The sequence below is a fragment of the Micromonospora noduli genome, assembly GCF_003264365.1.
GTDB lineage: Bacteria > Actinomycetota > Actinomycetes > Mycobacteriales > Micromonosporaceae > Micromonospora > Micromonospora noduli.
Map to the genome: position 1 here is coordinate 1 of NZ_PYAK01000055.1, position 13,862 is coordinate 13,862.

Here is a 13,862-nt window from a genome sequence, read left to right on the forward strand (position 1 = left end):
GCTACCCGGTGCAGTGGGCGGCGTTCGACGGGGACCACACCCCCAGTCCGGTCGACGGGTCGGGCAGCCCCAACGACCCGGCGCAGCCCGCCTGGGCCGCCGGCGGTGGCGCGAGCGAGCCGCCGCAGCAGCAGCCCGGCACGTGGCCCGGCAATGATGGCGCGCCAGCTCCGGCGCAGCCCGACCCCTGGGCCGCGCAGCAGCAGGGCTGGACGCCCGCCGAGCAGGGCACACCCGCACCGACCTGGACCCCGAACGCCCCCGCTGAGCAGCCGGACTGGGTTCAGGCCCAGCCAGCCGCACGGGGTGCCGCGCAGGTTCCCCCGGCCACCGCCGCCTGGCCCGCCCAGGAGGACCCGGCCAGCGGCTGGGGCGGCGCGGCGCAGGCCAGCCCGCCCGCCGCCGACTGGCGGGCGACCGAATCTCCGCAATCCGATGCACCGCAGGCCGCCGGCTGGTCCGGCAGCGCTCAGCAGGACCAGGCCGCTGGCAACGGCGGCTGGCCCGCCGCCGGCGCCTCCCGCGACGACCAGCCGGTGTGGACGCCAGCGGAGCAGTCGCCACCGACCTGGGGCCAGCCCGCCGAGGCGACCGAGCAGCCCGCCCCCGGCTGGGGTCAGGCCGCCCAGCCGAGCCCGGCCCGTGGCGCCGCCCAGGTCCCGGCCCCGACGACGAACTGGCCCGCGCAGGACGATCCGGCCAACTCTGGCGGGTGGGCCGCGCAGCAGCAGCAGGCGCAGCCCGCAGTGTGGAACGACGGCAGCGACGCGCGGCAGGACCAGCCCGCGCAGCCGGCCGCCTGGGGTGAGGCCGAGGGCCGTCCGCAGCAGCCCGACTGGGTGCTCTCCCAACCCGAGCAGCCGACCGAGCGGCCGGAGCAGGCAGGGTGGACCCCGGCAGAGCCGAGCAACCTCCCCGCCCGCGCCAGCGCCAGCGTGCCGACCAGCGGCGGCGCGCCCAACTGGGCCGCCGGCCCGGACAACGCCGCCCAGGGCAACTCCGGCGGCGTGCCGGAGGTCGAGCCGTGGGCCCCCGGTGAGGTGTGGGGTCGCGCGGAGGCCGAGGCTTCCGCCCAGTCCCGCGGCGGTTGGGAGGCGGACCGAGGCGACGAGGCACCGGCCTACCAGCCTGGGCCCGCACCGGGCATCTCGCCGGCGAACGCGGTGCCGCTGCCCCCGCAGGAGCAGCGCGTCCCGGGTGCCAGCCTGGCTGCCGCCCCGCCGGCCGACTATGCGCCCCAGGCCCAGTTCGCTCCGATCCCCGAGCAGCCCGCCTACGCCGAGCGGGAGACCCCGGACGCCGCCGCGCAGTACGGTGGCCGCTCCGAGGACGTCTCCACGAGCGGCGCTGTGGTGCCCGCCCCGCGTACCTCTCCGGAGTCCGGAGCGGGCCGCGCGGTCGTACCGGTGTCGGACGCCGAGTCGGCAGCCGGCGCAGCGGCCCGGGCCACGGCGAGCGCTTCGGTGCCGCTGGCCAGCCGGGTGATGCCCCCGACCGACCAGGCCATCCGACCGACCGGCACGGCCACCCCGCAACCCCGGGTGTACGGCCGTCCGGCACGATCGGAGCCGGAGGCCGAGCCGGAGCCGGAGGCGTTCCAGGGCGACTCGGGCGCCGACCGCCAGGGTGCTCCGGAGTGGCAGAACGACGCACCACGGCAGGCCACGCCCGACTGGCAGCACGAGGGGCAGCGGCAGATCGCTCCCGACTGGCAGAACGACGCGCAGCGGCAGCAGTCCGCACCCGAGTGGCAGAACGACGCGCAGCGGCAGGCTGGGCCCGGCTGGGGCGGCGAGTCCCCGGCCGATCCGCGCTTCGACGACCGGCAGCCGGCACCGAACGCGTTCAACGAGGCCCCGTCGGCGCCGCCGGCGTTCCCGCCCGGTGTGCCGTCCTTCGTCGACGCCCCGGGCAACAACAGGCCGGTGAACGGCACCCGCCCGCACTCCGGTGCCGAACCGCCGGCGGACCAGTTCGGCGGCCCCGGGTCGCCTGCCGCCGGCGCCGCCAACGGAACGGCGACCTTCGGTGCGCCGAACTTCGGTGGCCCGGGCTCCGGCGCGCCGGGCTTCGGCGGGCCGGCGACCGAACCGGTGCCGGGCGGCGGCTTCCCGCCGTCGTTCCCGCCACCGCCGCAGCCCGCGTCGTCCTGGGGCCAGGAGACCGGCCAGGCGGACCAGGGCCGGTTCGACGCGTTCAAGCCGGACGCCGCCGACGAGCCGAAGGTGGAGCCACCGACGCCGAAGGTACGCAACGGCAGGGTGCTGGCCGCGGTGCTGATCGCCGCGATGCTCATCCTGGCGGTGCCGCTCGGCCTGCTGCTGCTGCTCGGCAAGGTCGGCGGGAACGACACGCCGGCCTTCGACCCGGCGGTCGGCACCTGCGTGAAGCAGTCCGGGCAGGGCGGGGCCTCGGCGGCGGACTGCGGCGAGGCGGGCGCGTTCACGATCGTCTCGAAGGTGGACGCCAAGGAGAAGTGCACCGACACGACGCAGCCCCACGTGGTGCTGCCGGGTGAGGGCACCAACCGGGTGCTCTGCCTGAAGCCGGCCACGAAGTAGCTGCATCGACGGCGGGGTCACGGGCAACCGTGACCCCGCCGTCGTCGTACCCGCAGGTGGTACCGAATCTCGCCCCCTCCGGCCGGACGCGGGCCGGTGGTCAGGCACGATGGGTGCATGAGCGCACGAGTACGGGCTCCCGAACTGCGCGGTCGGGGCTGGCTGAACACCGGTGGACGCGACCTCAAGCTCGCCGACCTTCGTGGCAAGATCGTCATTGCGGATTTCTGGACGTTCTGCTGTATCAACTGCCTGCACGTGCTCGATGAGCTGCGCCCGCTGGAGGAGAAGTACGGCGACGTGCTCGTCGTGATCGGCGTGCACTCGCCGAAGTTCGAGCACGAGAAGGACGCCGACGCGCTCGCCGCCGCGGTGGAGCGGTACGGGGTGCACCACCCCGTACTCGACGATCCTGAGCTGGACATGTGGCAGCAGTACGCGGCCCGGGCCTGGCCGACCCTGTCGGTGATCGACCCCGAGGGTTACGTGGTGGCCACCATGGCCGGCGAGGGGCACGCCGAGGGGCTGGCCCGACTGATCGACGAGTTGGTCGCCACCCACGAGGCCAAGGGCACTCTGCACCGGGGGAACGGCCCGTACGTCCCGCCGCCGGCACCGGAGACCGCGCTGCGCTTCCCGGGTAAGGCGGTGCTGCTGCCCAACGGCAACCTGCTGGTCTCGGACTCGGCCCGGCACTCCCTGGTCGAGATCGACCCGGACGGCGAGACGCCGGTGCGTCGGATCGGCTCGGGTGAGCGCGGCCGGGCGGACGGGCCGGCCGCCGCGGCGACGTTCTCCGAGCCGCAGGGGGTGTGTCTGCTGCCCACGCACGTCGCCGAGGTGGCCGGCTACGACCTGGTGGTGGCCGACACTGTCAACCACCTGCTGCGCGGCGTACGGCTGGAGTCCGGCGAGGTGGTCACCGTGGCCGGCAGTGGGCGGCAGTGGCGCGCCGAGGTCGACGACCACGCCCACGACGCGTTCGCCGTCGACCTCTCCTCCCCGTGGGACCTGGCCTGGTACGACGACAAGCTGATCATCGCGATGGCCGGTATCCACCAGCTCTGGTGGTTCGACCCGATCAAGCGGACCGCCGGCATGTACGCCGGCACCACTGTCGAGGCGTTGCGCGACGGCCCGCTGGCCGAGGCGTGGATGGCCCAGCCGTCGGGGCTCTCCGTCTCTGTCGACGGCACCCGGCTCTGGGTGGCCGACAGCGAGTCCAGTTCGATCCGGTACGTCGAGAACGGTGTGCTGGGCACCGCCGTCGGGCAGGGCCTGTTCGACTTCGGTCACGTGGACGGTCCGGCGGAGTCGGCGCTGCTCCAGCATCCGCTGGGCGTGTGCGCGCTGCCGGACGGCTCGGTGCTGATCGCGGACACGTACAACGGCGCGGTGCGCCGCTTCGACCCGGCCAGCAACCAGGTCTCCACCGTCGCCGACGGGTTGGCGGAGCCGAGCGACCTGGTGCTCACCCCGTCGGGTGAGGTGCTGGTGGTGGAGTCCGCCGCGCACCGGTTGACCCGGCTCGCCCCCGGTGCCCTGTCGGCTGCGGGTGCCAGCACTGTGGACGGGCCTCGGCACCGCACCGAGCGCAAGCCGACCGACGTCGCGGCCGGCGAGGTCACCCTGGATATCGTCTTCACTCCGGCCCCGGGGCAGAAGCTGGACGAGACGTACGGGCCGTCGACCCGGCTGGTGGTCTCGGCGTCCCCACCGGAGCTGCTGGTGGACGGTGCCGGCACGGGCACCGAGCTGTCCCGCCGGCTGGTGCTCAACGGCGAGGTCACCGCGGGGGTGCTTCAGGTGACCGCGCAGGCGGCGACCTGTGACGCGGACGTCGAGCACGCGGCGTGCCACCTGACCCGGCAGGACTGGGGCGTACCGGTCCGGGTGGTCGACGGCGCCGTGACCCGGCTGCCGCTGGTGCTCCGCGGCCTGGACGCCTGACGCGTGCTCCGCGGCCTGGACGCCTGACGCGTGCTCCGCGGCCTGAACGCGTGACGCGATCGGAGGGGCCCAGCTGGGCCCCTCCGGTCAGGCGAACGGGGCCAGTGTGATGTCGGCGTCGATCAGGGTGGCGCGGACGAGTTCGGCTGCGGAGACCGCGCCTGGGGTGTCGCCGTGCACGCAGATCGAGTCGACCGAGCACGGGATGACGGTGCCGTCGACCGCCACCACGCTGCGTTCGGTGGCCATCCGCGCCGCCCGTTCGGCGACCTGCTCGGGGTCCGTGATCACCGCGCCGGGGGTGCCACGCGGCACCAGCGCCCCGTTGGGCAGGTAGGCGCGGTCGGCGAACGCCTCGGCAACCACCGGCAGGCCCGCGCCCACGGCGAGTTGGGCGAGCGTCGAGCCGGGAAGGCAGAGTACGGGCAGCTCGGGGTCGTAACCGCTGACGGCGGCGACCACCGCCGCCGCCTGGGACTCGTCGGTGCTGGCCGCGTGGTAGAGCGCGCCGTGCGGCTTGAGGTAGCGCACCCGGGTGTGGAACAGCCGGCAGAACGCGTCCAACGCCCCCAACTGGTAGGTCACCTCGTCACGTAGCTCCGCGAAGTCGTACGCGATGTGCCGCCGGCCGAAACCGGCCAGGTCCCGGTAGCCGACCTGCGCACCCACCGCGACCCCTCGCCGCGCAGCGCCCTCGCAGACCCGCCGCATGGTGGACGGGTCACCGCCGTGGAAGCCGCAGGCCACGTTGGCGGAGGTGACGAGGCTCAGCAGCGCTTCGTCGTCACCGAGTCGCCAGATGCCGAATCCCTCGCCCAGGTCAGCGTTGAGGTCCATGGAATCTGACGGTAGTACCTGGCCGGGCCTGCGCGAGCGGGGTCACGTCGGTGACCACCCCGATGACGGGGTATCCACCGGTGGTCGGATGGTCCGCGAGGAAGATCAGGGGTTGTCCGTCCGCCGGCACCTGCACCGCGCCGAGCACGATTCCCTCGCTGGGGAGTTCGCCGGCCACCGCGCGGGGCAGCGCCGCGCCGGCGAGCCGCGCGCCGACCCGGTTGCTCACCGGGCTGACGGTGTACGCGCTGCCGAAGAGCCGGTCGAACGCGGTCGGCGTGAACCAGTCCTCGCGAGGACCGGGGCCCAGCGTCAGGTGCAGCTCCTCAGGCGGCGTGCGGCACACGGTCAGGTCCACCGGTGCGGGGGTGCCCACCGGATCACCGAGCGGCAGCAGGTCACCGTCCCGCAGCCGGGGCGGGCCGAGCCCGGAGAGGGTGTCGGTGGCCCGGCTCCCGAGCACCGGTGACACGTCGATGCCGCCCGCCACCGCCAGCCAACTCCGTACGCCCCGCCAGGCGGGACCGATCCGCAGCACCGTTCCGGCCGGCACGGTGAGCGGGCGTCCGGTGTCACCGGGCCGGACACCCGCCTGGACGGGGACCTCGGCGCCGGTGACCGCCACCGTGGCCGCCCGGGTCAACCGCACTGTGCAACCGGTCAGGGTGATCTCCAGGCCGGCCGCGTGCTCCGGATTGCCGACCAGTCGGTTGGCCAACCGCAGGGCACCCGGGTCGAGGGCACCGGACCGGGGTACCCCCAGGTGCGCCCAGCCGGGCCGGCCCAGGTCCTGCACCGTGGTGAGCGCACCGGCGCGGAGCACCTCGATGGTGGCCGGGTGGGTCACGCCACCACCATCCGCACAGTGGTGCCCGGACCAAGTCGGGCCGGCGGGTCGGCGGCCACGTCGAACAGCACCAGGTCGGTCCGACCGACCAGCAACCAGCCGCCCGGGGAAGCGCCCGGGTAGATGCCGGCGTACGGGCCGGCCAATGCGACCGAGCCGGCCGGCACCCGAGGACGGGGCGTGGCCAGCCGAGGCAGCGCCAACTCGGCGGGCAGCCCGGTCAGGTAGGGGAATCCAGGGGCGAAGCCGCAGAAGGCGACCCGGAACCGGGTGCTGGTCAACCGGTGCCGCACTGCCGGCACGCCCACGCCCCAGTGCTCCGCCACCGCCGGCAGGTCCGGCCCGTCGAAGGTGACCGGTACGACAACGTCCGCCGCGTCGTCGGCCCGGTCTTCGGCCCCGTCTTCGGCTGTGGCGTTGCGGTCTTGGGCTTGGGCTTGGGCTTGGGCTTGGGCGTCGGCGTCGGCGTCGGCTCCGGTTCCGGCTCCGGCTCCGGCTCCGGCGTGGGCGTCGGCTCCGGCCTGGGCTTCGGCCTTGGAGTGGGCGTGGTCTTTGGCGTGGGCGTGGGCGTGGGCGTGGTCTTTGGCGTGGGATTTGGCTCCGGCCTCGGCGTGGGCTTCGGCGTGGGCCTGGTCGGGGCGGGTGATCGCGGCGGTGACGGCGGACGTCCATCGGGTCAACTGCTCGGCCGTGGTGGTCGGGTCGGGCAGGCCGTCGAGCAGCACGGTCCGGGCCGCCGGCACGATCTCCACGGCGATCAGGTCGCCCCGCTCCCGACGCCGCCACAGCTCGGCCCGCCACGCTTCGACAAACGCGGCCTCCGGGATGTCGGCCACGGCTTCGGGGGTGTCGGCCGGGGTGGTGCAGTCGAGTAGCAGGGCGTGCGCCCCGACGGGTCGGATCCGCATCCGCTCATCCTCGCCGATGTCGCGCCGATCCGGTGTTCACGTTGACGGTGCCGGGTGTCACCAACGCCACTACTTACAAGTAACCTACGGTGCCGTAACCTGATGGGGTGACCACCTCCGCCCCGCTTCGCCTGAAGCCGGTCGACATCGGTAAGCCCCGGATGCGCGGCTGGCTGCACACGTACGCCTTCTTCGTCGCCGTGGTCTGCGGCATCGTGCTCTGCTCGATCGCTGCCACCCGGCCGGGGTGGGCACCCCTGGTGAGCTGCCTCATCTACAGCCTGACGGTCTGCGGGCTCTTCGGCACGAGCGCGCTGTACCACCGTCGCGTGTGGTCAGAGCGCGGCTACCAGGTGATGCGCCGGATGGACCACTCGATGATCTTCGTGTTCATCGCCGGCACGTACACACCGCTCTGCGCGATGCTGCTCGCGCCCCGGCCGGCCACCGTGATGCTGGCCCTGGTCTGGGGCGGCGCGCTGGCCGGCGTGGCGGTCAAGGTGATCTGGCCGCACGCGCCGCGCTGGGTGTCCGCGCCGCTCTACCTGGCGCTGGGCTGGGTGGCGGTGGCCATGCTGCCGGAGATCCTGCACGGGGGCGGCGTCGCGGCACTGGTGCTGCTGATCGTCGGTGGTGCGATCTACAGCGTCGGCGCGGTCTTCTATGCGTTGCGCCGACCCAATCCGTGGCCGACCGTCTTCGGCCACCACGAGTTCTTCCACGCCTGCACGCTGCTGGCGGCTCTCTGTCACCACATCGCGATCTACTTCGCGCTGTTCGCCTGACCAAACGGCCAGGACGCAGGACACGGCCCGAAACGACCACGCCGCAGGCCCGGCCCCAAACGGCCGGGGCGCAGGCGGCCCAGCGAACGCAGCCCGGCGCGCGAACCCACCCCGGCGCGAACACAACCGGCCCAGCGAACGCAACCCGGCGCGCGAACCCACCCCGGCGCGAGCGCAGCCGGCGTCCTGGTCCCGGCAACGCCGCTCGCCGGGAACGCCGCTCGCCGGGAACGACACGGCGGCAGCCGCCATGATCGTGCTCGATCATGGATGTAGTGGCCTCGCTCGCACCCGAAAGCCCTACTTCCTGGATCGAGCACGATCTTCGGCCGATCACCGCTCCCGGGATCGGGCCCGCCCTCAAGATCCGCACAACTTCGGGGAAACTGCTGCCTCGACACGCCCTCAAGCAGCAGTTTCCCCGAAAGTGTGCGGATCTTGGCAGGGGTAGCGGGGCGGCGGCGGTCCCGTCGCACACGCAAAAGCCGGGCGCACACGTGAGCCAGGCCCCACACGCGCGGGCGCACACACCAACCAGGGCGCACACAGCAACCGGGCGCACATACCAGCCGGGGCGCAGACGTGAGCCGGGGCCCCGCGACGCTGCGGGACCCCGGAGTGTGTGGGCGAGGATCAGACGGGTCGGCCCGGCCGACGAACCTCGCGGTACTCCTGCACGACCTGGTTGTCCTGGACCGGCACGACCCGGTCGGCCACCACGCGCTCCTCGCGTACCGGCGCGGCCACCGCCGGGCGGCGGCGGCTGTTCCAGAAGTAGAGGGTGGTGAGCAGGCCGGCGACGCCGGCGAGCATCAGCACCCAGCCGACCACGGCCAGGTCCAGCCAGCCCAGGTCGGCTTCCACTGCGAACGCGAAGATCGCGCCTAATGCGATCAAGAAGATGCTGCCACCAATGCCCATGTCTCGCTCCTCGGCTCTAACCTGGCGTACGTCGCGCCGCGGCCGTCGGTGGGGGTGCGGCATCCATCGACTTACCCAGGCACGGAGATCGCCAATCGGGCAAGCTGGGGGCATGACGGACGCCGACCCCGACACACTGACACTGGTGTTGCTGCGGCACGCGAAGGCCGAGCAGGGCAGCGACGCGGCGGACGACGCGGAGCGGCCGCTGAGCGCACGCGGGAACGCCGACGCGGCTGCGGCTGGGGCCTGGTTGGCGCACCATGGGCTGCTGCCCGACGTGGTGATCTGCTCGACGGCCCGACGCACCCGGCAGACCTGGCACGGGGTGGCGATGGGGATGACCGGTTCGCCGCCGGAGGGTGGCCCGACTGGTCCTCGCCCGACCGTCCGCTATGAGCCGGGTGCGTACGACGCGCACCCCGAGGAGTTGCTGTCGCTGGTCCGCACGGTGGACCCGGAGGCCCGCACGGCATTGCTCATTGCCCACAATCCGGGCATCTCGCTGCTCTCCGCGCTCCTCGATCCCGAGGGAGTGGACGACGAGGGTTTGCGCACCGCCGAGCTGGCGGTGCACCGCTGCCCGCCCAGCTGGATGGAGTTGAGCAGGTCGGGAGCGCCACTCACGGCTCGGCACACCGCACGCGGCTGAGCCACCCGCGATCCGGCGGGTGGCTCAGGGGTACGCGTTGTGCGGGGATCAGGACGGCGGCGCGGTTGGTGGCGGCGGGTCCGGCGGTGGCGGCATCATCGCCGTCGGATGAGACAGCCGGTTCTCCTCCACGATGAGGGTTCGAGCCCGCTTGCGCCGGTCCTGCCAGAACCAGACCGTGGTCAGCAGTACGGCCAGCCCGGCCAGGATGAACACCCAGCCGACCGCCCGTACGTCGATCCACCAGACGTTGGCTCTCAGCGCGAAGGTCAGGATCGCGCCGATCGCGATGAGAAAAATGCCGCTTCCTACACCCATGTGCGCTGCACTCCCCCGTGCGGTGGCTCTGGGCGTTCCCTTTCGAGGTCACGCGACGGTTACCCGCCACGCCAGCGGCATACCCGACCGGGCTCGGCCAATACGTGCCGTGGCCAGAGTGAGACGGCGGCGGCCGGCGGGGCAGAAGCCCCACCGGCCGCCGGTGCCGGGTGGTGCGACCCAGCACAGAACCTAGAAGGCCTCCTCCGGGAGGTCCATGATGTCGAGGTCGGCACCCTCGATGATCCGCCGGTCGGCACCGATGCGGGGCAGCACCTCACGGGCGAAGAAGCGGGCGGCGGCCACCTTGCCGGTGTAGAACGCCTTGTCGCTGGCGGAGACCTCGCCGGCCAGGGCCTTCAGCGCCACTTCGGCCTGCCGCTGCAGCAGCCAGCCGACCACCAGGTCGCCGATGGCCAGCAGGAAGCGCCGGCTGCTCAGCCCGACCTTGTAGAGGGCGCGGGTGTCGCCGCCCTGCGCCTCGCCCAGCCAGCCGGTCATCACACCGAGGATGTTCTGCACCTCGCCGAGCGCCTTGCCGAGCGCCTGCCGCTCCTCCTTGAGCTGGCCGTTGCCCGCCTCGGAGGAGATGAACTCCTGGATCTCGCCGGCGACCGCCATGAGGGCCTTGCCGTTGTCCCGAACAATCTTGCGGAAGATCAGGTCCAGGCTCTGGATGGCGGTGGTGCCCTCGTACAGGGTGTCGATCTTGGCATCCCGGACGTACTGCTCCAGCGGGTAGTCCTGGAGGAAGCCGGAGCCGCCGAAGGTCTGCAGGGCCTCGTGCCCGAGCATCTCGTACGCCCGCTCCGAACCGACGCCCTTGACCAGCGGCAGCAGCAGGTCGTTGACCCGCTTGGCCAGCTTGGTGGCCTTCTCGTCGCCGGCCGCCTCGGCGATGGCGACCTTGTCCTGCCAGGTGGCGGTGTAGAGGACCAGAGCGCGAAGGCCCTCGGCGTACGACTTCTGCAGCAGCAGCGAGCGGCGCACGTCCGGGTGGTGGGTGATGGTGACCCGCGGCGCGGTCTTGTCCGCCTGCTGGATCAGGTCGGCGCCCTGCACCCGGCTCTTCGCGTACTCAAGGGCGTTGAGGTAGCCGGTGGAGAGGGTGGCGATCGCCTTGGTGCCGACCAGCATCCGGGCGTACTCAATGATCATGAACATCTGCCGGATGCCGTCGTGCTTGTCGCCCAGCAGCCAGCCCTTGGCCGGTACGCCGTGCTCGCCGAAGGTCAGCTCGCAGGTGTTGGAGACCTTCAGGCCCATCTTGTGCTCGACGTTGGTGGTGTAGACGCCATTGCGCTCGCCCAGCTCGCCGGTGGTCTCGTCGAAGTGGAACTTCGGCACCACGAAGAGCGACAGGCCCTTGGTGCCGGGACCACCGACGCCCTCCACGCCGACCGGACGGGCCAGCACGTAGTGCACGATGTTGTCGCTCAGGTCGTGCTCACCCGAGGTGATGAAGCGCTTCACACCCTCGATGTGCCAGGTGCCGTCGGGCTGCTGGATCGCCCGGGTGCGCCCCGCGCCAACGTCCGAGCCAGCATCCGGCTCGGTGAGCACCATCGTGGAGCCCCACTGCTTGTCGATGAAGAGCTTGGCCCACCGCTTCTGCTGCTCGGTGCCCTCGACGTGCAGGACGTGCGCGAAGGAGGGGCCGGACGCGTACATCCAGATGGGGGCGTTCGAGCCGAGCACCAGTTCGGCGAGGGCCCACCAGAGGGCGCGCGGCGCGTTGGTCCCGCCCAGGTGCGGCGGCAGGTCCAGGCGCCAGAACTCGGAGTCCATGAATGCCTGGTAGGACTTCTTGAACGACTCCGGGAGCGGCGCGGTGTGCGTGGCCGGGTCGAACACCGGCGGGTTGCGGTCGCTGTCCGTGTAGCTGGCGGCCAGGTCCTCGCGAGCGAGGCGATCAAGCTCGGAGAGGAAAGTGCGGGCGGTATCGGCGTCGAGTTCGGAGTACGGTTCCTGGCCGAACGCCTGGTCCGCCCCGAAGACCTCGAACAGGTTGAACTCGAGATCCCGGAGGTTGCTCTTGTAGTGGGTCATGCTCGCTGGCCCCGCTTCCGGACAGGTGTTACCGATCAGTAACCCCGACTGTATTACTCGCGGGTAGGCAGCGACAAGCGGATCACCCAAGTGACGGCGATTACACACCTGCGGGCACGGTCGGCCGGCTCAGCTCTCGGCGGCGCCGACCTCCCAGCTCGGGACGGCGACGGCCGCGCCGGTACGGGCACCCACGTACTCCATCAGGACCAGCGCGATGTCGTCGTCGAGCCGACCGTGCACCCACTCGACCAGGGCGGTCTCCAGCGAGGCCAGCCCGTCGGCGACAGTGCCGTGGCCGAGCAGTCGCCAGGCCCGGTCGGCGGTCGGGAAGAACTCGCCGTCCCGTCGCGCCTCGCCGAGACCGTCGGTGAACAGCAGCAGCCGGTCCCCGGGCTCCAGGCGTTCGACCCGGGGGCGGACCACCGGCATGAACCCGAGCGGAGGCGCCGGGGCCGGCGGTTCCAGTGGGATCACCGCACCCCGGCGTAGCAGCAGCGGTGGCGGATGCCCGCAGTTGACGATCGTGAGGGTGCCGCCACGCTCCTCGACCAGTGCCGCCGTGACGAAGTCCTCGTCGCCGACGTTGCGGGCCACCGCGCGGTCCAGGTCGGCGACGACGGCCCGCAGGTCGGCCCGCTCGTAGGCCACATGCCGGTAGGAACCGAGGACGATGCTGGCCAGCCGGACCGCGTCCAGGCCCTTGCCCCGCACGTCACCGATGATCATGCGGACGCCGTAGGGCGTGTCGATCGCCTCGTACAGGTCGCCGCCGATCTCGGCCGTCGCTGTGGAGGAGATGTAGCGTCCCGCGACCGAGAGCGTGCCGACCTGCGGCCCGAGCGGGCGCAACACCGCCTGCTGGGCCACTGCGGCGAGCTTGGTCAGCTCGACGATCCGCTCGGCCTGCCGCTGGCGAACCCAGGCCACCGCCACGGCCATCCCGGTGACGAGCGCGACCGCGACAACGCTGACCGAGGTGGCCAACGAGACCTTCGGCGCGACCAGCGCGAAGCCGGCGCCGATCACTGTCGCCGCGACGCCCACCCCCAGGACCACCAGCCAGGACGCCAGGGCGGCGGCGAGAACCGGCGCGGCCGCCAGGAGCGCGACGTAGTGCACCTTGCGGCCGTCCGCCGCCTCCACCGCCGAGACGATCGCGAGCAGAACGAGGGCCGCGCCGAGGCCGGCGCGGGATCCGGGGCTCAGCGGGCGACGGCCCGACTGGAGGAGTCGCGTGGGTACGAGGGACAGTTTGCCTGATCCACGTGAACCGGTGAATGAACCTGACCCGTCGTCCGAGGAGGTTCTGTCCGGCCGGCCCAGTCGGCCGGCCGAATCGGCGTCGCCGGTCCCGCTCAGCCGAGGACCTCGTAGCGGACGGTGAGCGCGCCCACGTCGACCGAGGCGATGCTGGCGAAAGCGGCCCGGGAGAGGTCCAGGCAGCGGCCGTCGATGAACGGGCCGCGGTCGTTGATCCGCACCGTCACCGACTTGCCGTTGGCCGGGTTGGTCACCCGGACCTTGGTGTTGAACGGCAGTGTCTTGTGCGCGGCGGTCAGCGCGTTGGGGTTGAACGACTCGCCGTTGGCGGTGAGCTGCCCGTCAGAGTAGAACGAGGCGCCGCAGGAACCGCTCTCCAGCACCTTCGCCGCTGCCGTGGTCTTCTTCACGGTCGGCTTCGGCTTCGGCTTCGGCGACGAGGTGCGCTCCTTGCCCCGGGAGGCGGCCTGCTGCGACCGGGTCGCCGACGGGCTGGCGGTCACGCTGGGCGAGGCGCTGACGCTCGGGGTGACGGCCGGGGAGCTGGGGGTGAGGCTGCTCGCGGCGGTGGTCGGGGTGAGGTCGAGAGCCACCTGCCCCGACTGGTCGGGGCCGGAGACCAGTTGCACGGCGCCCACAGTGCCTCCGACGGCGAGGGCGACCCCGACCGCCGCGGTGGCCACGATGCCCGCCGGGGAGGAGAAGATGCGGGTACGGGAGTGCTTGCCTGCCACCGGCCCGGTCCTTTCGTCGTCTGAACAAACCGGGTCG

At 72.6% G+C, this 13,862-nt stretch carries 12 protein-coding genes; 4 read left to right on the forward strand and 8 right to left on the reverse strand.

Annotation, left to right across the window (positions count from 1 at the left end; genetic code table 11):
* Both GUI43_RS34030 and GUI43_RS27465 read left to right on the forward strand, forming a co-directional pair.
* Nucleotides 1-2,561: LppU/SCO3897 family protein (locus GUI43_RS34030; RefSeq protein ID WP_112700105.1), on the forward strand; the 2,561-nt coding region annotated here is incomplete at its 5' end.
* 117 nt (nt 2,562-2,678) lie between these two features.
* A complete protein-coding gene (locus GUI43_RS27465) occupies nt 2,679-4,511 on the forward strand; it encodes an NHL domain-containing thioredoxin family protein (protein WP_112586084.1) in 1,833 nt (610 codons plus the stop codon).
* An 87-nt stretch (nt 4,512-4,598) separates the two neighbouring features.
* Here GUI43_RS27465 and GUI43_RS27470 read toward each other — a convergent pair whose 3' ends face one another.
* The 3 genes from GUI43_RS27470 to GUI43_RS27480 are packed head-to-tail and all read right to left on the reverse strand — an operon-like array spanning nt 4,599 to nt 7,103.
* A complete protein-coding gene (locus GUI43_RS27470; RefSeq protein WP_112586082.1) occupies nt 4,599-5,348 on the reverse strand; it encodes a LamB/YcsF family protein in 750 nt (249 codons plus the stop codon).
* Nucleotides 5,332-6,195 carry a 5-oxoprolinase subunit C family protein gene (locus tag GUI43_RS27475; RefSeq protein ID WP_112700106.1) on the reverse strand — a complete coding sequence of 288 codons (864 nt, stop codon included), beginning with the start codon at nt 6,193-6,195 and terminating at the stop codon, nt 5,332-5,334. The genes GUI43_RS27470 and GUI43_RS27475 overlap by 17 nt, the downstream gene beginning before the upstream one ends.
* Complete coding sequence (locus GUI43_RS27480; RefSeq protein ID WP_112700107.1) at nt 6,192-7,103, reverse strand: 5-oxoprolinase subunit B family protein; 912 nt, start codon at nt 7,101-7,103, stop codon at nt 6,192-6,194. The genes GUI43_RS27475 and GUI43_RS27480 overlap by 4 nt, the downstream gene beginning before the upstream one ends.
* A 107-nt stretch (nt 7,104-7,210) precedes the next feature.
* Between GUI43_RS27480 and trhA the strand changes: the two genes are divergently transcribed.
* Nucleotides 7,211-7,888 carry a PAQR family membrane homeostasis protein TrhA gene (gene trhA, locus GUI43_RS27485; RefSeq protein WP_112601190.1) on the forward strand — a complete coding sequence of 226 codons (678 nt, stop codon included), beginning with the start codon at nt 7,211-7,213 and terminating at the stop codon, nt 7,886-7,888.
* A 633-nt stretch (nt 7,889-8,521) separates the two neighbouring features.
* Here trhA and GUI43_RS27490 read toward each other — a convergent pair.
* A complete protein-coding gene (locus GUI43_RS27490; RefSeq protein ID WP_091396272.1) occupies nt 8,522-8,809 on the reverse strand; it encodes a DUF6458 family protein in 288 nt (95 codons plus the stop codon).
* Between the two features lie 112 nt (nt 8,810-8,921).
* On the opposite strand from GUI43_RS27490, the gene GUI43_RS27495 reads away from it, so the two are divergent.
* A complete protein-coding gene (locus GUI43_RS27495) occupies nt 8,922-9,461 on the forward strand; it encodes a SixA phosphatase family protein (RefSeq protein WP_112601101.1) in 540 nt (179 codons plus the stop codon).
* A gap of 48 nt (nt 9,462-9,509) precedes the next feature.
* On the opposite strand, the gene GUI43_RS27500 is transcribed toward GUI43_RS27495, so the two are convergent.
* From GUI43_RS27500 to GUI43_RS27515, 4 genes are all read right to left on the reverse strand, one after another.
* Nucleotides 9,510-9,779: a DUF6458 family protein gene (locus GUI43_RS27500; protein WP_030487564.1), complete on the reverse strand. Its 270-nt coding sequence runs from the start codon at nt 9,777-9,779 to the stop codon at nt 9,510-9,512.
* A gap of 192 nt (nt 9,780-9,971) precedes the next feature.
* Nucleotides 9,972-11,828 (reverse strand): acyl-CoA dehydrogenase, encoded by a 1,857-nt coding sequence (locus GUI43_RS27505; RefSeq protein ID WP_112700108.1) that lies wholly within the window; start codon nt 11,826-11,828, stop codon nt 9,972-9,974.
* Between the two features lie 129 nt (nt 11,829-11,957).
* Nucleotides 11,958-13,082 carry a PP2C family protein-serine/threonine phosphatase gene (locus tag GUI43_RS27510; protein ID WP_112586070.1) on the reverse strand — a complete coding sequence of 375 codons (1,125 nt, stop codon included), beginning with the start codon at nt 13,080-13,082 and terminating at the stop codon, nt 11,958-11,960.
* 104 nt (nt 13,083-13,186) lie between these two features.
* Entirely contained in the window at nt 13,187-13,825 is a 639-nt protein-coding gene (locus GUI43_RS27515) for a septal ring lytic transglycosylase RlpA family protein (RefSeq protein WP_181541774.1), read from the reverse strand.
* Nucleotides 13,826-13,862 lie beyond the last annotated feature (37 nt).

Excerpts from the sequence above, each read along its gene's own strand:
- GUI43_RS27490 (WP_091396272.1), bottom strand. The coding sequence starts at position 8,809 with ATGGGCATTGGTGGCAGCATCTTCTTGATCGCATTAGGCGCGATCTTC.
- GUI43_RS27480 (WP_112700107.1), bottom strand. The coding sequence starts at position 7,103 with ATGCGGATCCGACCCGTCGGGGCGCACGCCCTGCTACTCGACTGCACC.
- GUI43_RS27505 (WP_112700108.1), bottom strand. The coding sequence starts at position 11,828 with ATGACCCACTACAAGAGCAACCTCCGGGATCTCGAGTTCAACCTGTTC.
- GUI43_RS27465 (WP_112586084.1), top strand. The coding sequence starts at position 2,679 with ATGAGCGCACGAGTACGGGCTCCCGAACTGCGCGGTCGGGGCTGGCTG.
- GUI43_RS27470 (WP_112586082.1), bottom strand. The coding sequence starts at position 5,348 with ATGGACCTCAACGCTGACCTGGGCGAGGGATTCGGCATCTGGCGACTC.
- GUI43_RS27500 (WP_030487564.1), bottom strand. The coding sequence starts at position 9,779 with ATGGGTGTAGGAAGCGGCATTTTTCTCATCGCGATCGGCGCGATCCTG.
- GUI43_RS27495 (WP_112601101.1), top strand. The coding sequence starts at position 8,922 with ATGACGGACGCCGACCCCGACACACTGACACTGGTGTTGCTGCGGCAC.